Raw genomic sequence first — 22,620 nt, forward strand, 5'->3', positions numbered from 1 at the left:
ATTAAGGTGGGGCACCCGCGCTATGGCAGGCGCACGGCCCGAAGGCTCGGGCCCGCGCCACGGCCACGCTCTTTTGTCGTGGGGGTGTCGGGAGATTCGCGAAGCGGTCCGTCCGCGCGAGCGGCGCGCTCGGCGGGTCGTGGGGGCAGGTACCGGTCGCTGCGGCGCCCACCGCCGACCGCTTGGCGACGGCGCGATCCGCCGCGCGCTCGGGCCACGCCGACGACAGCCAGGCCAGCGCGGATCGGCCACGGGCGCATCCGCCGCCGGGCCCTGGGGCTCTTGGGCCGGGGCCTGCACGGTGGGGCGGCCGGCGCAGCGCCCGCCGCCGCCGTGGGTGGGCCGAGGACGCGGTATACGCCCCTGGAGATCAGACGCCCGCGACGCCCACGGTCATGCCGCCGCAGACGTAGAGGACCTGGCCGGTGACGAAGCCGCTGCGAGCATCGAGGAAGAAGGAGGACGCCTGGGCGATGTCGTCGGGGATGCCGAGGCGCTTGACCGGCACCGAGTCGATGATCGCCTGGGTGCGCGGGCTGTCCGGGGGATTGGCGCGCTCGAACAGTTCGGTGCGGATCGGGCCGGGGCCGATGGCATTGGCGGTGATGCCGAAGCGGCCCAGCTCGAGCGACCAGACGCGGGTCATGCCGATCAGCCCGGCCTTGGTCGCGGCGTAGGCGCTGCGCAGTTCCTTGCCCAGGGCGGCACGCGAGGACATGTTGAGGATGCGCCCGAAGCCCGCCTCCTTCATGCCGGGCAGCAAGGCCTGCATGCATTGCAGCGAGCAGCGCAGGTTCAGCGCCCAGACCCGCTCCAGCTCTTCGAAGCTCTGCTCCTCTGCACTGTTCGGGCAGACCATGCCGACATTGTTGACCAGCCGGGTGATGGGGCCGTCGGCCAGCGCCGCGTCCAGCGCGGCGGCGGTGGCGGCGGTATCGCTGAGGTCGGCGATCAGGCCGTCGCCGATACGATCGATGATCACCGGCTGGTAGCCGTCTTCGCGGCAGCGCTGGGCGATGGCGGCGCCGATGCCGGAAGCGCCGCCGGTGATGAGTACGCGTTCTTTGGACACGAAGGTCTCCTTGAGAGGGTCAGACGGTGGCGATCGGGTTCAGCGGCGCGCCGACGGCGCCGGGCAGGCGCAGCGGCGGTGCGGTGAGCAGGAAGCGGTTGCGCCCATTGGCGCGCAGCCAGTTGGCCAGGGGCGTCAGGTGCCAGAGCTCGCCCAGGTGCACGCCGAGCTTGAACAGGCAGTGCTGGTGCAGCGGCATCACCGAGCAGCAGGCGTCGGCGCCGCTGGAGGGAAAGATCTCCACCGAGTAATTGTCGGCGGCGATGGCCACCAGGTTGCTGTCGGTGATCCAGTTCAGCAGCCGCGCGTCGTTGCCGTCGAGCACCGCGGCGAGGGTCTCGAGTTCCTTCGGGTCGGGGTTCTTGTTCATCCCCAGCAGGGCCTCGGCATAGCCGGTGTGCAGGCAGACCAGATCGCCGCTCTCCACCTCCACCTTGTCGGCGTCGAGCACCCGCATCAGCTCGTCGTAGCCGACGTGGGTACGGCCGAGACCGTAATGGTGATGCAGGTCGATCATCACCCCACGGCCCTGTACGCAGGTCTCGGCCATGCGCTCGATGCCCAGGGCATGGGCGCAGGAGGTGCTGTGGGGCTTGAGGGTGCCGGCGATGCCGCAGTCGGCCAGGTCGCTCGGTCCCTCGACGTCGCCGCCGGCGGTGAAGCCGTTGTAGTAGAGCGGCTCGGGCACGCCATCGGCGTTGGCGTCGAACAGCGCGCCGACGTGGGACAGCGCATCCCACTGGGTCGAATACTGCAGATGCAGGATCGCCAGGTCGTCGCTGAGCACGTCCGGGCGGCCTTCCTGGATCCACTGGTATTCGTAGTTCATGTTCACCCCGCCCTTGCGCAGCAGCGGGCGCAGGATCGGCGGCAGGCGGTTGACGTTCATCGCATTGCCGCCCGGGTAGTCCAGCGGCAGGCTCAGGCAGAAGGCCAGGCCCTCGCGGACTTCGGCGACGCCCTGGCGGACCTTTTCGGGGGTCAGCAGGTTGAGGCGGCCTTTCTGGTCGTCGGGACCGAAATCGCCCCAGTTCGAACCAGGCGGACGCTGCTTCCAGCGGTGTTCAGGCATGGGGATTCCCCTTTTCTTGTGGTGAAGGGTGGCGCCTGGACGGCCATCACCCGGCCCAAGCGTCCCAAAGCTGCGCGGCGCATTCAATTTCGCCCTGTGGAAGCCCGGCTTAACCTCGCGTTAAAGCGCCTCGCCCTCCTCGCTGCGGTACCAGCCGATCAGGCTGTCGGCGAAATCCCGGGCGAAGCTCGACAGGCCGTCGAAATCCTGTGCGCAGAGCTGGAAGCTGCGCACCGCCCAGGGATCGAGCAGGTCGCAGGAGCCCAGGCTCTGGCTGCCCTTGAGGCGGGTGAAGGCGGCCTGTGGCACCACCGCGATGCCGGCACCGGCGGCCACCATGCGGAACACCGCGTCATAGCTGGCCACCTGCACGCGAATCGTCAGCGGGATGTGCAGCGCCGCCGCGGCGCGACTGAGGAACACATGGATCGCGCTGCCCTCCAGCAAGGAGACGAAGGCATGGCTGAGGGAATCCTTGAAGAACACCTCGCGGTGCTCGAGGATCGGATGCCCCAGCGGCGCCACCAGCATCAGCCGGCTGGACACCAGCGGCACACTCTGCAAGCCGTCGGTCACCACGGTGCCGGAGACGATCCCCAGGTCCGCGCCGCCATCGCGCACGCTGCGCACGATGTCGTCGCTGAGCCGTTCGCGCATGTCGATGTGCACGTCCGGGTGGGTCTTCAGGTATTCGCCGACCACCGGCGGCAGGTACTCGGTGATCGCCGTGGTGTTGGCCAGCAGGCGCAACTGCCCCTTGAGGCCCTCGGCGAACTGCTGCAGGTCGCCGGTGAGCATCTCCAGTTGCGCGAGGATGATCCGCGCATGTTGCAGGTAGGTCTTGCCGGCGTTGGTCAGGGTGACGCCCTGGGGCGAGCGCTCCAGGAGTTTCATCCCCAGGTTGTCTTCCAGGTTCTTGATCCGGTTGCTGGTCGCCGGCACCGAGAGGAACGAACGCTCGGCGCCACGGGTCAGGCTGCTGGTCTCCGCCACGTTGATGAACAGGCGGAAATCGGTGATATCGAAGTGCATGGCCATGGTCGGTTGCTTCTCGGCGAGGTGCCATCACGGTAATGACTAACGCCAGCCGTGCCAAGGCAACCCGTCGAGTCCCTCCCTTACCAGCTCGCCGGTTCGAAGCGGAAGCCGTCGCCCTGGCGGCGGATGTAGCCGCAGTGGGGCTCGCCGAAGTGCACCGGCATGATCAGCGCCTCGCGATCGGCCGCGCGGTTGAGGAACGCCAGACGCGTCTGCCGCGCGGTGTCCTCCCAGATGCAGTAGCCGGAGTTGATTTCCGGACGGACGATCTGTACCGGGCTGTGCAGGATGTCCCCGGAGAACAGCCCTTCCTCGCCGCCGGAGCGCACGCGGAACACCACCTGGCCGGGGCTGTGGCCCGGCGCCGCCTCCACCAGCAGGCAGTCGGCGATTTCCTGGCCCGGCTGCATCATCTCGGCCAGGCCGGCGTCGACGATCGGCATCACGCTGTCGAAGAATGAATCGCCGAACACGTCGATCACGTCCGAGGCTTTGTTCTTGCCCTGGAAGCAGAAGTCGAAATCGTCCTTGGGCAGGTAGTACTTGGCGTTGGGGAAGGTCGGCACCCAGCGGTTGTCCTTCCAGGACGTGTTCCAGCCGACGTGATCGGAATGCAGGTGGGTGATCACCACGTGGGTGACCTTCTCCGGCGGCGCGCCGGCGGCGGTCATCCACTCGGTCACCCGGTTGTTGAGCATGTTCATCCGCGCCACGTCGGCCCGCGGCTTGAAGTTACCGACGCCGGTATCGATCACGATGATGTGGCTGCCGACCTGCACGATCCAGAACTGGATGGTGACGATCAGCTTGTTCATGTGCGGGACCCAGTGATTCGGCGCCATCAGTTGGCGGTGCTCGTCCAGCACGCCCGGCTCCATGCTGGGGAACAGGAAGGCCGGGTCGTGGGTAGGGCCGGCGTACTCCAGGATCCGGGTGACTTTGATATCGCCGATCATTCGGGACTGCATCATGGCGGGTTCCTCTTGTAGTTATGGTCTGGACTGCGGCGATTATCCGGCAAGCCTCGGCGGCCGGCTTTTCGCTTCTGCTTAAGCGCTCCTTAAGCGCCGCTTAAGCCGGTTCAGGCAGCGTGGCCGCTGGCGCCGAGCCGATGGGCGGGGTCGGCCATGAAGGCACGGTAGAGTTCGGCGCCCCCCGCGTCGTCGCGAATGAAGCCGCGCAACAGGGTCGCCACCAAGCGCGGGCTCTGCACCGACATGAAGTGCCCGGAGGCCACGTGCAGCGCCTCGATGTCCCGGTTGAACCCGGCCAGGCGGTCGATCTCCGCGGGCGGACGCAGGCCGTCGTACTCGCCGGCGACCAGCAGGGTGCGCCTTGGCAGGCGCGGCAGGTCCGCCTCCAGGTCCATGTCCGCGAGCATCGCGAAAATGGCGGCGAAGCCCTGGGGATCGCCGGCCTGCCAGCGCAGGCGGAAGGTGGCGTAGCGTTGCGGATCGCTGCGCAAGGGCGCCGGCCAGGTTTTTTCCAGCAGTTGGGCCACGGTGTCCACCAAGCCCTCGCGGCGGATCAGCGCGGCGCGCTGCAAGGCGCCCTCGCGCGCCGCGGCCGCGACGCCACAGGCCGGCGCCAGGCCGACCAGATGGCCGACCCGTTGCGGATGCCGGGAGGCGAAACGGATCGCGATGGCCGCGCCCACCGCGACGCCCGCCAGGGCGAGCGGACCCTCGATGCCCAGCACGTCGAGCAGCGCCCGCAGGTCGTCGACGTGCTCGTCGACGCTCACCGCGCCGACGATTTTCTGCGACAGGCCGGCGCAGCGCGTGTCGTAGCGCAACAGGCGGAAATCCGGCAGGGCCGCGCAAACCGCGTCCCAGCTTTCCAGCGACCCGCCCATCTCGTGGATCAGTACCAACGTCGGCCCATCACCCTCGCGCACTTCGTAGCGCAGGGCCATGCCGTTCGCTTCGCACCAGTTCATCGCGGTTCTCCTGATGGCGTTCCGACTAGACGCGCTCGAACAGCGCCGCGATGCCCTGGCCGCCGCCGATGCACATGGTTTCCAGGCCGTAGCGGGCCTCGCGGCGCCGCATCTCGTGAAGCAAGGTGGTCATGATGCGCACCCCGGTGGCGCCGATCGGGTGCCCCAGGGAAATCCCCGAGCCGTTGACGTTGACCCGGTCGAGGTCCTCCAGCTTCCAGGCGCGCAGCACCGCCAGGGCCTGGGCGGCGAAGGCCTCGTTGACCTCGATCAGGTCCATGTCGGCCAGGCTCAGGCGGGTGCGTTCGAACAGCTTAGCCACCGCCGGCACCGGGCCGATGCCCATGCGCGCCGGATCGCAACCGCTGGCGGCCCAGTCGACCAGCCGCGCCAGGGGCTTGAGGCCGTGCCGCGCGGCGTATTCCGGCGAGACCACCAGGCAGCCGGCGGCGGCGTCGTTCTGCTGGCTGGAATTGCCGGCGGTGCAAACGCCGCCGGGCAACAGCGTGCGCAGCGTACCGAGGGTCTCCAGGCTGGCGTCCTCGCGGATGCCTTCGTCACGGGCGAAGGTCTCGCTGGGGCCGCGCTTGCGCGGCACTTCCAGCGGCACCACTTCCTCGGCGAAACGCCCCTCGCGCCAGGCGGCCGCGGCCAACTGGTGGCTGCGCACGGCGAAGCGGTCGGCGTCCTCGCGGCTGATGGCGTAGTCGCGGGCCAGGTTCTCGGCGGTCTCCGGCATCCCGGAGATGTAGCCGAAGCGACCTTCCGGCTGGGAGCGCTCGCGGCCGCGCTCCAGGCGGTCGTGCAGCTTCACGCTGCCGGCGCGGGCGCCCCAGCGCATGTCGGTGGAGTAGTACTCGATGTTGCTCATGCTCTCGACTCCGGCCACCAGCACCGCCTCGGCGTGGCCGAGTTGCACGCGCATGGACGCGTCGACCACAGCCTGCAGGCCGGAGCCACAACGGCGGTCGAGGGTGTAGCCGGGCACTTGCAACGGCAGGTCGGCGAGCAACGCCGCGTAGCGACCCATGCAGGGCGCCTCGCTGGACGAGTAGGACTGGGAAACGATGACCTCGTCGATGGTCTCCGGCGGTACCTGGGTGCGCGTCATCAGGGTGCGTATGAGGGTTGCCGCCAGATGGTCGGCGGTCAGCGGCAGCAGGGCCCCGCCGAATTTGCCGATGGGGGTTCGAAGCGGTGAAACGATCAACGCATTTCTCATGGCGCGGGCACTCTTCTACGGCGGGAGGGGTCGGCCCAGCATGGGCGAGGCCAGCGCCGGGCGGCAATTTCGCATCGCGAAAGGGCGCCTTTCGCTGCGCTTAAGCGCCCGTCTCGCATGGGCGGGCCAGGCAGGCCCCATGCGGCGCGCCGAGTGTTTCGCAGAGCGGAAAGGCCGCTTAAGGAAAACCGAATTCCCAAGCCCGACGCCCCTGAGCATGCTGGCTCGCGCCGGACTCCGGTCCGCGACACTCCGAACATCACGACGGACATAACAATGCATAAGAACTCCTTCGCCCCCCTCTGCGGGTTGCTGGCGCTGCCCGCGCTCGCACAGGCCGACTTCATCGACGACAGCAGCGTCACGCTGCAATTGCGCAACTTCTACTTCAACCGGGACCTGCGCGATTCGGGCGTGGCCCAGTCCAAGCGCGAGGAGTGGGCGCAGGGCTTCATCCTCAATGCCAAGTCCGGCTACACCGAGGGGCTGGTCGGCTTCGGCGTCGACCTGTATGGCGCGCTGGGGCTGAAACTGGACTCTTCCGATGCCCGCGCCGGCACCGGCCTGCTGCCCAACGCGTTCGGCGATTCCGGGCCGGACGAATACACCGACCTGTCCGGCGTGCTCAAGGCGAAGATTTCCAAGACCGAACTCAAGGTCGGCGGCTTCATGCCCAAGTCGCCGGTGCTGCTCTCCAGCGACGCCCGCCTGCTGCCGCCGCTGTTCAACGGCATTACCCTGACTTCCGGCGACATCGATAACCTGCTGCTCGACGCCGGCCGCTTCGACCACGTCAACTACCGCAACTCCAGCAGCAACCACGACGACATCCTCGCCGGCAACTACGGCGTGGCCGGCGACCACTTCGACTACCTGGGCGCCAGCTACACCCTGGCGCCGTCGCTGATCCTGTCCTACTGGCGCGCCGAACTGGCCGACGTCTACCAGCAGAACTACTTCGGCGCCCTGGCCAGCCATACCCTGGGCGACTGGAGCCTGGGAGCCAGCCTCGGCTACTTCGACTCCTCGGAGGCCGGCGGCGCCCGCGCCGGCGACATCGACAACGGGCTGACCTCGGTCCTGCTCTCGGCCAGCACCGGACCCCACACCTTCCGCGCCGGCTACCAGGACAACGGCGGCGACTCGCCCTTCCCCTACCTGCAGGACGCCGATGCCAACGTCGCCAACGTGGTGCAGATCCTCGACTTCACCCGCGCCCAGGAACGCTCCTGGCAGGTGCGTTACGACCTGGACTTCGCCCGCCTCGGGGTGCCCGGCCTGACCTTCTTCACCCGTTACCTGAAAGGCGACGGCTTCGACGTGGGCAACCAGGGCGGCGAGGAATGGGAACGCGACATCGACTTGACCTATACGGTGCAGAACGGCCCGCTGAAGAACCTCGCCGTGCGCTGGCGCAACGCGATGGTGCGCTCCGACGCGGCCATCGGGGACCTCGACGAGAACCGCCTGATCCTGTCCTACAGCATCCCGCTGAAATGATGCGGGCGGGCGCCGTCGCCCGCTCTGGCCATCGCCCCTCCGAGCGGAGGGGCGATGGCTATTCGGCGGCCTGATCCGCCCGCTGCCCCTCCCGGGTCCGCCGGAGAGCCGCACCCTTCGAGCTTCGCCGGGCGTCCAATCGGATGCCCGCATTCGTGCCCCCAAGCCTGTATCCGTCGCGGCGAAAACCTGTGGCGGAACCGTTGCGGTACCGGCGCTGGCTTCATGGTGGATTCCACCCATGGCTGATCCACCCTACCGATGCCCGCTACGGCGGGTTCGCCGTCGCAGCATTTGCTCCGAGCGGCGGGTCGGAGGGGCCGCCTCTATCTCAGGCCGATTCGCAGGCAAGACGAATGGCGGAGCTGCCGCAGGGCGGACGCTGGCTTTACCCGGGATTACGCCCATGGCCGATCCACCCACGGAAACTTCGCCGTCGAATCCTGAGGGTTGTTTCGAGGGCGATGCCCGAGTCGGAAATCGTGGCTCATGGGTGTCGAATGCGCGGCGGATGGCCCAAGCCATGGGAAAGGACCTGGCCGCGATGAGGACTTGACTCGTGTTCGAGCCTGTCGGGGCGCGCGAAGCGCCCGCAGGCCCGCCCGGACACCAAACACAGGGGCCGATGACTTCGACCCGAAGTGCCGCGATTCGTGAATTACGGGCAAAAAAACGGGCGCGACGGGTGCGCCCGCGAGGAAAAGCGGTATTCAGCCGGCGGCGACGAGGATGCGCCGGGCGCGGGCGATGACCGGGGCATCCACCATCTGACCGTCCACCTTGAAGGCGCCGACGCCCTCCTCGGCGCCTTCGACCACCCGGCGCGCCCAGGCCACTTCGTCGGCGGACGGCGCCAGTGCCGCATGCACCACGGCGACCTGTTTCGGGTGGATGCACAGCATCCCGGCGAACCCCATGGCGCCGGCGTCGCGGGCGAAGCGGGTCAGCCCCGCCTCGTCGTCGATGCGCGGGAACACCGTGTCCAGTGGCTGCGCCAGGCCGGCCAGGCGCGATTGCAGCAGTAAAACGAAGCGCGCCTGGTCGAGGATGCGCTCGGCCGCGGCGCTGCCGGCGGCCAGGCCCAGGTCGACGCCCAGGTCCAGCCCGCCGAAGGTCAGGCGCTCAACGCCTGCCGCCCGGGCCATGGCCGGCAGTTCCTGCAACCCACGGGCGCTCTCGACGATCGGCCAGAGCGGCTTGCCGATGGCGGCGGCGCGCACCACCTGCTCCACGCTTTCCGCCTTGGGCAGGAGGATGCCGTCCACGCCGGGGTGGCGGCACGCCTCGAGGTCCGCCGCGTGTTCGGCATGGCCGGCCATGTTCACCCGCACCCAGACCCGGGCATCCGGCTGGTCATCGAGGAACACCTCGAGGTTGTCCCGCGCCTGGCGTTTCTGCGCTTCTTCCACGGCGTCCTCGAAGTCGACGATCACCGCGTCGGCACCGCTGGCCAGGGCCTTGGCGAAGCGTTCGGGACGACTCCCGGGGACGAACAGGGCGGTGCGGAGCAGGTGGCTGGACATGGGGCGACGGTTTCCTCAGAACGAACGGGGCAGGTCGAGCAGGTGCTCGGAGACGTAGGACAGGATCAGGTTGGTGGAGATCGGCGCCACCTGATAAAGCCGGGTCTCGCGGAATTTACGCTCGACATCGTACTCGCAGGCGAAGCCGAAGCCACCCAGGGTTTGCAGGCAGGCGTTGGCCGCTTCCCAGGACGCCTTGGCCGCCAGGTACTTGGCCATGTTGGCGCTGGCGCCGGCGTTGACCCCGCTGTCGTACTCGGCACAGGCGCGCCAGCGCATCAGGTCCGCGGCCTCCACCTCGATGTGGGCCTCGGCGATGGGGAACTGCACGCCCTGGTTCTGCCCGATCGGCCGGCCGAACACCTCGCGGTCGCGGGCGTAGGCGCTGGCTTTCTCGATGAACCAGCGGCCGTCGCCGATGCACTCGGCGGCGATCAGCGTGCGCTCGGCGTTGAGCCCGTCGAGGATGTAGCGGAAACCCTTGCCCTCCTCGCCGATCAGGCTGTCGGCGGGAATCTCCAGGTTGTCGAAGAACAGCTCGTTGGTCTCGTGGTTGACCATGTTGGCGATGGGCTGCACGGTCAGGCCGTTGCCGATGGCTTCGCGCAGGTCCACCAGGAAGATCGACATGCCGTCGACCTTCTTCTTCACCTCGGCCAGCGGTGTGGTGCGCGCCAGCAGGATCATCAGGTCGGAATGCTGGATACGCGAGATCCACACCTTCTGCCCGTTGACCACGTACTTGTCGCCCTTGCGCACGGCGGTGGTCTTGATCTTGGTGGTGTCGGTGCCGGTGGTCGGCTCGGTCACCGCCATGGATTGCAGGCGCAGCTCGCCGGCGGCGATCTTCGGCAGGTAGTAGCGCTTCTGCTCCTCGCTGCCGTTCCGCAGCAAGGTGAACATGTTGTACATCTGCCCGTGGACGGTGCCGGAGTTGCCGCCGCAGCGGTTGACTTCCTCGAGGATCACCGAAGCCTCGGCCAGGCCCAGGCCGGAGCCGCCGTACTCGATGGGGATCATCGCCGCCAGCCAGCCGGCGCGGGTCAGGGCCTCGACGAAAGCCTCGGGGAAGCCTTTCTCTTCATCGACCTTGCGCCAGTAGGCGGCATCGAATTCGGCGCACAACGCGCGCACGCCTTCGCGGATGGCATTCAGTTCTTCGTGTTGGCTATGCATGACGACCTCGTCGTGAAAAGGGTGACGGCGGGGAAAGGCCCCGCACTCATTCGTATTCGATGCGCGCCTGCTGGCAGAGGCCGCTGGCGTTGCCGGCCCAGAGCTCGGCGACGCCGGGTTCCAGCGACCGGCCGCCCACTTCGAAGGCCGCGGGCGCGATCAGCGGCCGCACGCCCCGGAAGCTGAAGCGTTTCGGCCGCCGCGCGGGATGCGCCTTGACGAACGCCGCCAGGTTCAGCGTCGCGGTCAGCGGGCCGTGCACCACCAGGCCGGGGTAGCCCTCGGCCTCGGTCACGTAGGGCCAGTCGTAGTGGATCCGGTGGGCGTTGAAGGTGACCGCCGAGTAGCGGAACAGCAGCACCGGGTCGGGCTGGATCGCTTCGCGCCATTGCGCCTCGGGCAGCGGCTCGCCATCGGCCAGCTTGGGCGGGCTGGGCTCGCGGTAGACGATGTCCTGTTCCTCGCGGATCGCCAGGCGGCCGCCCTGCCGGTATTCATGGTGCAGCGTGACGAACAGCAGGGAACCGCTGCGGCCGTTCTTCTCTTCTATATGGGCGATGCGGGTGGTGCGGCAGGCTTCCTCGCCCACCCGCAGGGGCGCGAGGAACTCCAGGCGCCCGCCGGCCCACATGCGGTTGCGCCCATGGGCCGGCGGCATGAAGCCGCCCAGCGCCGGATGGCCGTCGCTGCCCAAGCCGGCGGAATCCACCGGTTCCTGGAAGAAGCACCAATGCCACAACAGCGGCAACTCCTCGCCATGCCCGGGGGCCGCCACGTCGAAGGTGGCGGCGATGCGCCGGACCAGGTTGCGGCTGAGCTGGTCGTGAACCTCTTCGGTACGTCCCAGCCATTGCGCCGGATCGAAATCTGCCATGCCTCGTCTTCCACGTCGTCTCGAGTCGTACGCCATGATGCAAGGGGCGACCGAAGGGTGGAATTCGCTTTTCCATAAGCCCGCTTCAAGCCAGGGCTAATACCTGGGGCCAGGGAACTCGGCATCCAGGATTCGGCGCCGGGTCGCCGGAGGCATTCACGGCCTGCCGAAGCGTTGCAGTTGCATTTCCTGCAGGCGGCTCAAGGTCCGGCGGAACGGAAAGGTCAGCGCGCCCTGGGTATAGAGCGTCGTCAAGGGCACGGCCGCTTCGACGTAGAGCGGCACCCTCCGGTCGTAGCATTCGTCCACCAGGGCGATGAAGCGCCGCACGCCGTCGTCGGTGCGGGACAGCGCCTGCAGCTCGCGGTCGCCCGCCGCCACCCGGTTGACGCCGTCTTCGGTGCCACGGGCGATGCGGGCCTCGCGCGGGCAGGCACTCAGCTCCGGCACATCGCCGAGCAGGATGAGCGGGAAGCGATCGCAGAGGACGATGAAGTCGAAGGCCGCCAGGGGCCGCTCGCACAGGTCGGCGTAGCGGCACCAGATGATCCCCTCGGCGCGCTTGACCACCGGCAGCGGTCGATGCCCCAGCTCCACCGGCTCGGTGCTGGCCGGCGCACCGGCGGCGAGGCGCTCGAATACCGCGTCCAGCGCGACGGGACTGCCCGGTTCGGTGACCCAGTAACGCGGCTGCCGGGCGCCGGGATGCAGGCGGTGGTCCTGGGCGCCCTCGACGCGGACCACTTGCATATGTTCTTCCAGCGCCTGGATCGCCGGAAGCAGGCGCTCGCGGTTGAAACCGTCGGCGTAGAGTGCCTGCGGCGGTTGGTTGGAGGTGGCGACCAGCACCACGCCCTCGGCGAGCATCGCCTGCAACAGCCGGCCGAGGATCATCGCGTCGCCGATGTCGCTGATGAACAGTTCGTCGAAGCAGAGCACCCGCGCCTCCGCGCGCAGCTCGCGGGCCAGCACGCGCAACGGGTCAGGCGTGCCGCTCAACTGGAAGCAGCGCCGATGCACCCAGCGCACGAAATGGTGGAAATGCTGGCGCCGCTTCGGCACATCCAGGCTCTGGTAGAAACTGTCCATCAGCCAGGTCTTGCCGCGCCCCACCGGGCCCCAGAGATAGACGCCCTGCACCGGCTGGCGTCCCCGGCGGTGCAAGGCGTCGTGGCAGGCCTGCAACGCGTCCACGGCTTGGGCCTGGGCGTGGTCGGGCACGAAGCCCAACTCGTCGAGCGCGCGCCGATAGGCTTGCAGAGGGGTCGGGGGTGTCATCGGCGGCGTTCGGAAAAAGAGTCGAGGCCGCGATCCTATCCAGACGCCGCGGCGAAGACGAGCCCGAGTGCGGAAATCGTCACCGTCGATACGGTTATATGCTTATTCCTTATGCCCTTTTCGCTGCACATTCCTGTGGTACCTTTCGGTGGCGACAAGGCGTTGCACGGCCCGATGCACCCGACAAGAGCGTTCCTCAGTACGCCAAGAGGCCGCGCGGCAGTTCACCACCACCGTGATGAGGCTATCGATGAACACTACCCCTTGGCCCCTGGCGGGCCTTTGCGGCCTGCTATTCGCCCTATCGGCGCAAGCCGACGAACCCGGACAGAAAATCTACGCCCAGGGTGGCGCCAATCCGGCGGCGATGGCCTGCGCCACCTGCCATGGCGCGGATGGCATGGGCATGGGCGCTGCCGGCTTTCCACGCCTGGCTGGCCTGTCGGCCGGCTACATGGCCAAACAGCTCGGCGATTTCCGCTCCGGCTCCCGGACCAATCCGATCATGCAACCCATCGCGGCGGCGCTGACCGATGCCGAAATCGACCAGGTTTCCGCGCACCTCGCCGCCCTGCCCGCCCCGCATCCAGAACGCCTCGGCCGCGCCCGACAGGCTACGGGCGCGGGCGAGAGCCTCGCGCTGCGCGGCGCCTGGGAGCGCGACATCCCCGAATGCGTGGCCTGCCACGGCCCCGGCGGGGGCGGCGTGGGCGAAGCCTTCCCGCCCCTCGCGGGGCAATCGGCGCAATACCTGAGCGCGCAACTGCAGGCCTGGCGCCAGGGCGCGCGCAAGAACGACCCGAACGACCTGATGGGCCATATCGCCCGGTCGATGACCGACGAGGAAATCAACTCCGTCGCGGAATACTTCGCTGGCCTGGGCCAGAAGGAGGTTACCCCATGAATCCCTTCATCCCCGGCCTGCTCGCTTCGCTCATCGTCGCCCCGGCGATGGCGGCCAAGGTCGCCATGGACGATCAGTCGCAATTGCCCGCGAGCACCGCTAAGCCGGCGGAGAAACCCTATTTCCAGCCGCCCCAGGAAAGCGAGCTGCCGGATAACGCTTTTGGCCGACTGGTCCGCGAGGGTCACGCGATCTTCGTCGATACGCGCAACAAGGCACCCGAGTTCGTCGGCAACGGCCTGAGCTGCACCAACTGCCACATCGAACAGGGGCGCAAGGCCAATTCCGCGCCCCTGTGGGCCGCCTACACCATGTACCCCGCCTATCGGCAGAAGAACGACAAGGTCAACAGCTACGCCGAACGCTTGCAAGGCTGTTTCCAGTTCAGCATGAACGGCAAGCCGCCACCGGCGGACGGCCCGGTGATCGGCGCCCTGACCGCCTACTCCTACTGGCTGTCCACCGGGGCGCCGGTGGGCAAGGCCCTGCCGGGCCGCGCCTACCCTGAAATTCCCGAACCCAAGGGCGGCTACGACCTGGCCAAGGGCGCGCAGGTCTACGCCGCCCAATGCGCCGTTTGCCATGGCGCCGACGGCCAGGGGCAGAAATCCGGCGAGGACTACGTGTTCCCGCCGCTGTGGGGCGCGCAGTCCTACAACTGGGGCGCCGGCATGCACCGGATCAATACCGCCGCGGCCTTCATCAAGGAGAGCATGCCGTTCGGCAAGGGCCGCAGCCTGAGCGATGCGGATGCCTGGCACGTGGCGGCGTTCATGAACAGCCACGAACGGCCGCAGGACCCCCGCCTGATCGAGGGCTCCATCGAGAAGACCCGCGACAAGTTCCACGCCAACGACGGTGTGAACCTGTATGGCAAGCAGGTGGAGGGCGTGCTGCTCGGCCAGGGCATCAAGTAGCGGGATCGCCGGGCCCCGCCGCGGGCGGGCCCGGCTCGACCACGCCCGGAGGGCGGACGCAGGCGCGCCTCGTCCGGCGCGCCGACACCGGCTTACGGCCAACCTGAGCCTCGCTCCCGGGTTCCACGGGTCTCGAACGCGCTACCCTTGTCCGGGCCCGCGTTCTCCGGTTGCGACCCTGTCGTCGCGACGACGGCGATGCCGCATGCGCCGGAGGGCGGCCGCCACTTCGAACGATACCGAGGACACCCCATGAAACCAGCGAATCCCGATGCCGGCCGCGGCCTCCCGGGCCACCGCATCGCCGACCACATGCGCTTCCATCGGCCGATCGCCCACCTGACGTCGACCTTCGGCAACGATGCGTTCGCCCTCAAGGCGGAAGCCTTCGCGCGCTTCTTCGGCACCCCGCTTTTCCTCGGCGCGCAAACCCTCATCGTCGGGCTGTGGATCGCCCTCAACGTGCTGGACATCGCGCGCTTCGACGCCTACCCCTTCATCCTGCTCAACCTGGCCTTCAGCCTGCAGGCGGCCTATGCCGCCCCGCTTATCCTGCTGGCGCAGACCCGCCAGGCCGCTCGCGACAAGGCCAATGCCGAGGCGGATGCGCAACACCGCGAAGCCATCGCCGTGGCCAGCGAGCAACGCCAGGCCGAGGCCGCGCAGAACAGCGAGCAATTGCTGCAACTGTTACGGCAGAACACCGAGCTCACCGCCATCACCAAGGAATTGACCGAACGTGTCGAGAGCCTGACCCGGCAACTGCATGCGCACTTCATGAACGAGGGCGGCAAGCCGTGAATGCGAAAAGCGCCCGTTTGGCGGCGCCTGGCCGATCGGTGCGAGGTCCCCGAGAAACGCCCTGGTCCCCGACAGGGCCGATCCCCGGTTCAGTGGGCGAGCGGCCCAGGCTGGCGCTCGCCTCAGACGACCTGGGGTCGGCATGAAAGCCCAGTCCGAGGAGCTGGAGATCTTCGTCGCCGTCGTCGACTGTGGCTCGATCAGCGCCGCCGCCGACCAGCTCGGCCTAACGCCCTCGGCGATCAGCCGGAGCCTGGCGCGCCTGGAGCGGAAGTTCGCCACCACCCTGCTCAACCGCACCACCCGGCGTATGGAACTGACCGAGGAGGGGCGTTTCGTGCTGTCGCAGACCCGGGACATCCTGCGCCGCATGGAGACCCTGGAAGAAGGGCTGGCGCTGCGCCGCCAGCGTCCCGCCGGGCGCCTGCGGATCAATGCGGCGACACCCTTCATGCTGCACGCGATCCTGCCGCACATCGACGCCTTTCGCGCGGACTACCCGTACGTCCAGCTGGAGCTGAACACCGACGAACTGAACATCGACCTGTTGCAGCAGCGTACCGACATCGCGATCCGCATCGGCCCGTTGAGCGACTCCACCCTGCATGCGCGGCCCCTCGGCCGTAGCCGCCTGGCGATCATGGCCAGCCCTGGCTATGTGCAACTTCACGGAACCCCGCGGTGCCCGGAAGACCTCCTGAATCATTCGCTGCTGGGCTTCACCGAACCGCAGAGCCTGAACCTCTGGCCCTTGCGCCAGGCCGACGGCGCCTTGCTGGCCATCGCCCCGAGTGTTTCCGCCTCCAGCGGCGAAACGCTCCGCCAGCTCGCGCTGGCCGGACAGGGTATCGCCTGCCTGTCCGCATTCATGACCGAGGCGGATTTGCAGGCCGGACGCCTGGTCCGCGTGTTGCCGGAGCTGACCGAGGCGCAGTACCAGCCGATCCAGGCCGTCTACTACCGCAACGCCGAGCTGGCGCTGCGTATCCGGTGCTTCCTGGATTTCATCCAGGCGCGTCTGCAGGGCGCTTTCGAAGGGGATTAGCGAGCGGAACGCTCGAAGCGAGGTTCCGATGAGGTGCCTCGTCGAGCGACGCACCCTGTCCTAGGCTCAGGTTTCCCCCCTTCTATCAGGACGGATTCTGCCCATGAAAGCGATACTCTTCTTGTTCGTCGGCGCCCTCGCCTTTTCCTCCACGGCTCAAGCGGAGAAGGACCATCACCAGTGCGAGGAGGCGCTGTCCAAGCTGGATGCGGCGACCGACAGCCAACACACGTCGGACACCCATCACCAACACCAGCAGGCGAAGGAAGCCAAGGAATCGGGTGATTACAAGCGCTGTGCCGATCAGGCGCGCAAGGCGCTGGATGGATTGAAGAAATCGTAGGAAGGGATGGGGAGCCGATGCACCGCACGGCTCCCCTTTCGCGGGTCACTCGAGCTTCTTCAGCTCCTTGTCGTCGTGGTGTTCGGCTTTCTTCACCTCGCGATCGTCGTGCTTCGCACCGTGATCCACTTCATCGGCATCGTGCTTCACACCGTGATCGATAAGGGTCTCGTCATGCTTGACGTCGTGGTCGACACTCTTGCCCGCCGAGTCCACGCCATGCTCGACCTTGTGTTCTTCCTTGTGCAACTCCTTCAATTCGCCCTCTGCGGCCAGCGCGGAACCTGCGCTCAAGGCGAATGCGGTCAGCGCCACGAGGGCCTGGTTTTTCCATTGCATAGTGCTCTCCTGATTACCGGTAGGTTTTTTCTACCGCTCGCTCGAATATAGCCCGCACCTGCGCCCGGCGCCGCGAGGCTAGCGACCGGCCATCGCGCGAGGCAGGGCAAACGGAGATATACGAAACGGGCCTACGGCGGCACGAACAACGAGCGGCGCCTGAAAGGACCCGGCGTTGCGCCGGGTCCGTCGAACGCAGGATCAGTCGCTCAATTCGCCGAGATTGAAGCCGCTGATCGAGGCGATGGTGCCGCGCCACAACACGCCGTGGGGCGCCAGGCTGCCGGAAATGAAGAAGCGGGCGTTCTTCAGGTGGACGAACTGCACGGGTGGCGAACCCTCTTCGTCCTCGTCCAGCCACAGCGAATTGAAGGCGGAGCGAATTTCCTCGGTCTCGTCGGGCGAAGCGCCGGCGAACGCCTGGGAAATCGTCTTGAAATACTGCTTGCCGCTGATCAACTGACCCGACACCAGCCCGGCGCCCACCGTGAGGGTGATGCCGAATTCCAATTCGGTGTTGTTGACCATCTGCACCAGGCGCTGCAACAACCAGTCGGTCTGCCGGCCATGCCAGATCAGATTCAACTGGGCGGGGTCGCTCAAGGCTTTCCGGGTTTCTTCATACCAGGCGGGAAAAGAATCCTGAGTCTCTTGGTTCGGGTCCATGCGTTCAATCCTTAGTAGCCAAGGGGGAACTGCGGAAACCAAGGTACTACAGCCTCCTGCCCGCCGATAGCGGCAAGGGGCCCGCGCCCCTTGGTCTCCCTGCACTCGACGCGGGGTTGGTAAGCGCTCAAAGAAAGTGACCGATCATTCTTCGGATAGTGCCGACTTTCGCGGCCCGCCTCGATGCGGAGGACTGTCGCCTCGGCCGGTGGCCGGGCATCGCTTCCATACAACTGCCGGCACAGCTATGCGACAATGCGCGCCAATGTCCGGTACGACCCCGCGCCTAGCGCTCAGCAGCATTGGCCACGCCCATGCTGCTGTCGACCTATGCGCGTCGGCTCGACTCCAATTGCGATTGGAGCGACTGGAAAGCCGAGGCCGCCCCAGGCGCTCCCCAGCAGACAACGCCCAATCGTAAGTTATTGATAGGTAAGCCCTTTGATCTCCACCGCAAATATCACCATGCAGTTCGGGGCCAAGCCCCTGTTCGAGAATGTGTCCGTCAAGTTCGGCAATGGCAACCGCTATGGCCTGATCGGCGCCAACGGCTGCGGCAAGTCGACCTTCATGAAAATCCTCGGAGGCGAGCTCGAGCCGTCCGCCGGGCAGGTGATGCTCGAACCGAACGTACGCCTCGGCAAGTTGCGCCAGGACCAGTTCGCCTACGAAGATTTCAGCGTGATCGACACGGTGATCATGGGCCATACCGAGCTCTGGGCGGTGAAGGCCGAGCGCGACCGCATCTACTCGCTGCCGGAGATGAGCGAGGACGACGGCATGAAGGTGGCCGAGCTGGAGGTCGAATTCGCCGAGTACGACGGCTACACCGCCGAATCCCGCGCCGGCGAACTGCTGCTCGGCCTGGGCATCCCGCTGGACCAGCACTTCGGTCCGATGAGCGCGGTCGCCCCGGGCTGGAAATTGCGCGTGCTGCTGGCCCAGGCGCTGTTCTCCGACCCGGAAGTGCTGCTGCTCGACGAGCCGACCAACCACCTGGACATCAACACCATCCGCTGGCTGGAAGGCGTGCTCACCGCGCGCAACAGCACCATGATCATCATTTCCCACGACCGTCACTTCCTCAACAGCGTCTGCACCCACATGGCCGACCTGGACTATGGCGAATTGCGCCTGTTCCCCGGCAACTACGACGAGTACATGACCGCCGCCACCCAGGCCCGCGAGCAATTGCTGTCGGACAACGCCAAGAAGAAAGCGCAGATCGCCGAGCTGCAAACCTTCGTCAGCCGCTTTTCCGCCAACGCCTCCAAGGCCAAGCAGGCGACCTCCCGGGCCAAGCAGATCGACAAGATCCAGCTCGCCGAGGTCAAGCCGTCCAGCCGCGTCAGCCCGTTCATTCGCTTCGAACAGCACAAGAAGCTCCACCGCCAGGCGGTCACCCTGGAGAAGGTCAGCCAGGGGTACGACGGCAGCGTGCTGTTCAAGAATCTCGGATTGCAGATCGAGGCCGGCGAGCGGGTCGCCATCATCGGCCCGAACGGCATCGGCAAGACCACGCTGCTGCGCACCCTGGTCGGTGAGATGGCGCCCCTGTCCGGCGAGGTGAAATGGACCGAAAGCGCCGACGTCGGCTATTTCGCCCAAGACCACGCCGACGATTTCGCGGACGACGTGACCCTGTTCGACTGGATGGGCCAGTGGACCCAGGGCGGCGAGCAACTCGTGCGCGGCACCCTCGGCCGCATGCTGTTCTCCAACGACGACATCCAGAAGTCGGTGAAGGTGATTTCCGGTGGCGAACAGGGCCGCATGCTGTTCGGCAAGCTGATCCTGCGCCGCCCCAACGTGCTGGTGATGGACGAACCGACCAACCACTTGGACATGGAGTCCATCGAAGCGCTGAACCTGGCCCTGGAGAACTACCCGGGCACGCTGATCTTCGTCAGTCACGACCGCGAGTTCGTCGGCTCCCTGGCCACGCGAATCATCGAGCTTTCGGAAGATGGCATGACCGACTTCAGCGGCACCTACGACGACTACCTGCGCAGCCAGGGCGTCATCGTCTAGATCGCCTCGGTACGTCACCCATGAAAAAGCCCCGCCAGAGCGGGGCTTTTTCATGGGGCGGGTTCCAGGTTCGAAGCCGCCTGATGGCTCGACCGCAGTCGAGCCAGGCAAACGGGCCCAGGAGGATCGGCCACGCGTGCCCGAGCGACTCTTCGGCCTCGACGCCGGCCCGGCGGCCCGGCGGCCGACTGTCAGGCCGCGATGAAGCGCTGGTCGATCTGCGCCTGGGCGCCGGCCAGGGCTGCGGCGCGCGGCGCATCCCCGTAGGCGAGCCCTTCGGCGCGGACGATCTCGATGTCCCGGATGCCGAGGAAACCGAGGACGAGTTTCAAGTAATCCTCATGGGCGATGCCGCTCGGTTGGCCCGCATGCACGCCACCGGCGGTGGATACGATCACCGCCTTCTTGCCCACCGCCAGCCCTTCCGGGCCGCTCTCCGTATAGCGGAACGTCCTGCCGGCGACGCAGATGCGATCGATCCAGGCCTTCAGTTGGCTGGAGATGCCGAAGTTGTACATGGGCGCGTCGATGACGATGACGTCCGCGGCGAGAAATTCCTCCAGGACGGCCTCGCCCAAGGCGGCCTCGGCTTCCTGCAAGGCATCGCGCAACTCGGCGGGGGTGGCCGCGGCAGCCAGGCTCGATGCGGAAAAGTGATTCAGCGCATCGCCGGCCAGGTCGCGATAGGTCACCTCGAGGCCGGGCTCGGCGGATTGCCAGCTCTTCACCAGGGCTTGGCCGAGCTGCCGGGACGCAGAGGCTTCGCCGAGGATGCTGGAATCGAGATGCAAAAGTTTCATGGAAGGCTCCTGTCGATGTTCGCCGGTGGCGAGGAATGAGGGTCATCCTACCCATGAAACCAATGACCGATTAGCCCGACGGCTTGTGACGCAGCGTCCTATCCATGGGACGCTGCGGCTGAGATATTTTTCCGCGGCAAGCGCGAATCAGACGTCGCCGAGGAAATCCATCTTGCCGATCTCCACGCCGTTATGCCGCAGGATGGCGTAGGCGGTGGTGAGGTGGAAATAGAAGTTGGGTAGCACGAAATTCAACAGGTAGTCCTGCCCGGTCAACGTCAGGCTGCGGCCGGGAAAGCTGAGGTGGATGGTCCGGGTTTCGCTGCCCTCGACCTGCGCCGCCTGGAAGCCGCGCAGGAAATCCTGGGTCCTGGCGATACGGGCCTGCAACTCGTCGAACGTGGTCTCGTTGTCGGCATAGCTCGGCACCTCGACCCCGGCCAGGCGCGCGGCGCAACCCTTGGCGCCATCGGTGGCGATCTGCACCTGGCGGATCAGCGGCAGCATATCCGGCGCGAGACGCGCGTTGGCCAACACCGCCAGGTCGATTTTCTTCGCCGTGGCATGGGCTTGCGCCTTGGCGAGGATCGCCGACAGGTTGTCGAACATGCGCAGGAAGACCGGAATGGACGCTTGGTACATCGACAGGGACATGCTGTTCTCCAGAACAAGGAATGGATCCGAGCGCACAGACTAGCCGCTGCCACCGGTTCTCGCCGATGATTCATCGCTCGTGCGCCCTCGAGGCGCCTGGGGCTGGGCGCGGCGCTCTTCGCGTCGTGTCGCGGAAGGGTTAGGCTGCCCCCTCGCCCCGCGCCTGGAACCCCTCATGCACGACCTCAACGACCTCTATTATTTCGCCAAGGTGGTGGAATCCGGCGGCTTCGCCGCGGCCGGACGCGCGCTGGGGATACCCAAGTCGCGCCTGTCTCGGCGGATCGCCGACCTGGAGGAACGCCTGGGCGTGCGCCTGCTCCAGCGCACCACGCGCAAGCTGGCCCTGACCGACGTCGGCGAGCGTTACCTGCGCCATTGCCAGGCGATGCTGCTGGAGGCGGAACAGGCCGAAGAGGCGGTGGCGTCGCTGACCAGCGAGCCCAGAGGACGGATTCGCGTATCCAGCCCCGTGCAACTGGCCCACGACCGGCTACCCGGGGTGATCATCGACTTCCTGCAACGCTACCCCCAGGTCAGCCTGGACATCCTGCTGACCAATCAACGGGTGGACATGCTCAACGAAGGGGTGGACGTCGCGCTGCGCGTGCGCAACGAGACGGATGAAGACCCCAGCCTGATCACCCGCAAACTGCATCCGGCCCAGGCGTTCATCGTCGCCGCGCCGGCGCTGCTCGCCGGCATCGCCGTGACGACGCCCGAAGACCTGGAGCGGCTGCCGGCGCTGGGTGCGCTGGGCGCGGATCGAAAGGTACATTTCCGCTTGCACGACGCCCAGGGCAACCGCCGGGAAGTCACGTTGGAGGCGCGCCTGGGGATCGAGGACTTTTCCGTGCGCAAGGCGGCGGCGCTCGGCGGCTTGGGCGTCAGCATGCTGCCCTTGATGTATTGCCGGGAGGAATTGGCCAGCGGCCAGCTGGTTCGGCTGCTGCCGGAGTGGCACCTGCCGGACGAACACTTGCGCGCGGTGTACACCCATCGCCGAGGCATGCTGCCCGCGGTACGGGCCTGGATCGAACACCTCAGCGAAACCTTCGGCAGCGAAAGCGAGCCATCGCTCTGAGTGCGATCCGCGAGGCCTGCCCTCGCAGTGGCCGGGCCTCCCGCGATGCTGCCTCGGAGGCGGTCCGGACTTCACGTTTACGGCCAGGAAAAGTGCGTCGTGGCGAATCGATTTCGCCGCCCTGCTCTTCAAGGCAGCGCCCAGGCAGGTCGTGTCTATCGTTCGTTCAGGGTCGAGCGGGGAAATGAAACCGGCCCCACTGCGGCAGCGGCGACTGAAACGCAGGGGGCCGGGGCGAGCCGGTAAAACCGGCTCAGGTAAATGACCGGCCCCGACAGGAATAAGTTCGCTTCAGAGATGAATCCATCGCTGATCTGCGAACGATGCGTGGAGCGGAGACGA

Annotated in this window: 22 protein-coding genes; 8 read left to right on the top strand and 14 right to left on the bottom strand. The window is 67.0% G+C overall.

Annotated features, from left to right (window positions below; all coding sequences use genetic code 11):
- Positions 1–370: 370 nt before the first annotated feature.
- From OGL92_RS10235 to OGL92_RS10260, 6 genes are all read right to left on the bottom strand, one after another.
- The gene (locus OGL92_RS10235) at positions 371–1,072 is read right to left on the bottom strand and encodes an SDR family oxidoreductase (protein WP_263143440.1); all 702 of its coding nucleotides are present in this window, start codon (positions 1,070–1,072) and stop codon (positions 371–373) included.
- 19 nt (positions 1,073–1,091) lie between these two features.
- Positions 1,092–2,144: a cyclase family protein gene (locus OGL92_RS10240; RefSeq protein WP_263143441.1), complete on the bottom strand. Its 1,053-nt coding sequence runs from the start codon at positions 2,142–2,144 to the stop codon at positions 1,092–1,094.
- 120 nt (positions 2,145–2,264) lie between these two features.
- Complete coding sequence (locus OGL92_RS10245; RefSeq protein ID WP_263143442.1) at positions 2,265–3,182, bottom strand: LysR substrate-binding domain-containing protein; 918 nt, start codon at positions 3,180–3,182, stop codon at positions 2,265–2,267.
- 80 nt (positions 3,183–3,262) lie between these two features.
- Entirely contained in the window at positions 3,263–4,153 is an 891-nt protein-coding gene (locus OGL92_RS10250; protein WP_263143443.1) for an MBL fold metallo-hydrolase, read from the bottom strand.
- A 110-nt stretch (positions 4,154–4,263) separates the two neighbouring features.
- On the bottom strand, positions 4,264–5,121 hold the full coding sequence (locus tag OGL92_RS10255) for an alpha/beta hydrolase (protein WP_263143444.1): 858 nt from the start codon (positions 5,119–5,121) through the stop codon (positions 4,264–4,266).
- 25 nt (positions 5,122–5,146) lie between these two features.
- Positions 5,147–6,343, bottom strand: coding sequence for an acetyl-CoA C-acetyltransferase (locus tag OGL92_RS10260; protein WP_263143445.1), 1,197 nt, complete (start codon positions 6,341–6,343; stop codon positions 5,147–5,149).
- Positions 6,344–6,619: 276 nt separating this feature from the next.
- Between OGL92_RS10260 and OGL92_RS10265 the strand changes: the two genes are divergently transcribed.
- Positions 6,620–7,843 (top strand): OprD family porin, encoded by a 1,224-nt coding sequence (locus OGL92_RS10265; protein ID WP_263143447.1) that lies wholly within the window; start codon positions 6,620–6,622, stop codon positions 7,841–7,843.
- A 710-nt stretch (positions 7,844–8,553) separates the two neighbouring features.
- Here the strand turns inward: OGL92_RS10265 and OGL92_RS10270 are convergent.
- The 4 genes from OGL92_RS10270 to zapE form a co-directional block, all read right to left on the bottom strand.
- Positions 8,554–9,366 carry a CoA ester lyase gene (locus tag OGL92_RS10270; RefSeq protein WP_263143449.1) on the bottom strand — a complete coding sequence of 271 codons (813 nt, stop codon included), beginning with the start codon at positions 9,364–9,366 and terminating at the stop codon, positions 8,554–8,556.
- A gap of 15 nt (positions 9,367–9,381) precedes the next feature.
- Positions 9,382–10,542, bottom strand: a complete 1,161-nt coding sequence (locus OGL92_RS10275; RefSeq protein WP_263143451.1) for an acyl-CoA dehydrogenase family protein — start codon at positions 10,540–10,542, stop codon at positions 9,382–9,384.
- A 46-nt stretch (positions 10,543–10,588) separates the two neighbouring features.
- Positions 10,589–11,416 carry a MaoC family dehydratase N-terminal domain-containing protein gene (locus OGL92_RS10280; protein WP_263143452.1) on the bottom strand — a complete coding sequence of 276 codons (828 nt, stop codon included), beginning with the start codon at positions 11,414–11,416 and terminating at the stop codon, positions 10,589–10,591.
- 156 nt (positions 11,417–11,572) lie between these two features.
- On the bottom strand, positions 11,573–12,694 hold the full coding sequence (gene zapE, locus OGL92_RS10285; RefSeq protein ID WP_263143453.1) for a cell division protein ZapE: 1,122 nt from the start codon (positions 12,692–12,694) through the stop codon (positions 11,573–11,575).
- Positions 12,695–12,944: 250 nt separating this feature from the next.
- Between zapE and OGL92_RS10290 the strand changes: the two genes are divergently transcribed.
- From OGL92_RS10290 to OGL92_RS10310, 5 genes are all read left to right on the top strand, one after another.
- The gene (locus OGL92_RS10290; RefSeq protein ID WP_263143454.1) at positions 12,945–13,598 is read left to right on the top strand and encodes a cytochrome c4; all 654 of its coding nucleotides are present in this window, start codon (positions 12,945–12,947) and stop codon (positions 13,596–13,598) included.
- Positions 13,595–14,515, top strand: coding sequence for a c-type cytochrome (locus tag OGL92_RS10295; protein ID WP_263143456.1), 921 nt, complete (start codon positions 13,595–13,597; stop codon positions 14,513–14,515). Before OGL92_RS10290 ends, OGL92_RS10295 begins: the two co-directional genes overlap by 4 nt.
- A 252-nt stretch (positions 14,516–14,767) precedes the next feature.
- Positions 14,768–15,316 (top strand): DUF1003 domain-containing protein, encoded by a 549-nt coding sequence (locus OGL92_RS10300; protein ID WP_263143458.1) that lies wholly within the window; start codon positions 14,768–14,770, stop codon positions 15,314–15,316.
- A gap of 142 nt (positions 15,317–15,458) precedes the next feature.
- The gene (locus tag OGL92_RS10305; protein WP_263143459.1) at positions 15,459–16,361 is read left to right on the top strand and encodes a LysR family transcriptional regulator; all 903 of its coding nucleotides are present in this window, start codon (positions 15,459–15,461) and stop codon (positions 16,359–16,361) included.
- Positions 16,362–16,464: 103 nt separating this feature from the next.
- Positions 16,465–16,704, top strand: coding sequence for a hypothetical protein (locus OGL92_RS10310; protein ID WP_263143461.1), 240 nt, complete (start codon positions 16,465–16,467; stop codon positions 16,702–16,704).
- A gap of 45 nt (positions 16,705–16,749) precedes the next feature.
- On the opposite strand, the gene OGL92_RS10315 is transcribed toward OGL92_RS10310, so the two are convergent.
- On the bottom strand, positions 16,750–17,043 hold the full coding sequence (locus tag OGL92_RS10315; protein WP_263143462.1) for a hypothetical protein: 294 nt from the start codon (positions 17,041–17,043) through the stop codon (positions 16,750–16,752).
- A 201-nt stretch (positions 17,044–17,244) separates the two neighbouring features.
- Positions 17,245–17,646: a gas vesicle accessory protein GvpU gene (gene gvpU / locus OGL92_RS10320; RefSeq protein ID WP_263143463.1), complete on the bottom strand. Its 402-nt coding sequence runs from the start codon at positions 17,644–17,646 to the stop codon at positions 17,245–17,247.
- Between the two features lie 504 nt (positions 17,647–18,150).
- On the opposite strand from gvpU, the gene OGL92_RS10325 reads away from it, so the two are divergent.
- Positions 18,151–19,740 carry an ABC-F family ATPase gene (locus tag OGL92_RS10325; RefSeq protein ID WP_263143464.1) on the top strand — a complete coding sequence of 530 codons (1,590 nt, stop codon included), beginning with the start codon at positions 18,151–18,153 and terminating at the stop codon, positions 19,738–19,740.
- A 191-nt stretch (positions 19,741–19,931) separates the two neighbouring features.
- On the opposite strand, the gene OGL92_RS10330 is transcribed toward OGL92_RS10325, so the two are convergent.
- Together OGL92_RS10330 and OGL92_RS10335 are read right to left on the bottom strand one after the other, a co-directional pair.
- On the bottom strand, positions 19,932–20,540 hold the full coding sequence (locus tag OGL92_RS10330; protein ID WP_263143465.1) for an NAD(P)H-dependent oxidoreductase: 609 nt from the start codon (positions 20,538–20,540) through the stop codon (positions 19,932–19,934).
- Positions 20,541–20,687: 147 nt separating this feature from the next.
- Positions 20,688–21,194: a DUF1993 domain-containing protein gene (locus OGL92_RS10335; RefSeq protein ID WP_263143466.1), complete on the bottom strand. Its 507-nt coding sequence runs from the start codon at positions 21,192–21,194 to the stop codon at positions 20,688–20,690.
- A 175-nt stretch (positions 21,195–21,369) separates the two neighbouring features.
- On the opposite strand from OGL92_RS10335, the gene OGL92_RS10340 reads away from it, so the two are divergent.
- A complete protein-coding gene (locus OGL92_RS10340) occupies positions 21,370–22,278 on the top strand; it encodes a LysR substrate-binding domain-containing protein (protein ID WP_263143468.1) in 909 nt (302 codons plus the stop codon).
- The last annotated feature ends 342 nt before the right edge of the window (positions 22,279–22,620 follow it).

Origin of the sequence: Pseudomonas sp. RIT-PI-AD, from assembly GCF_025642785.1 — a bacterium.
Taxonomy (GTDB): domain Bacteria; phylum Pseudomonadota; class Gammaproteobacteria; order Pseudomonadales; family Pseudomonadaceae; genus Pseudomonas_T.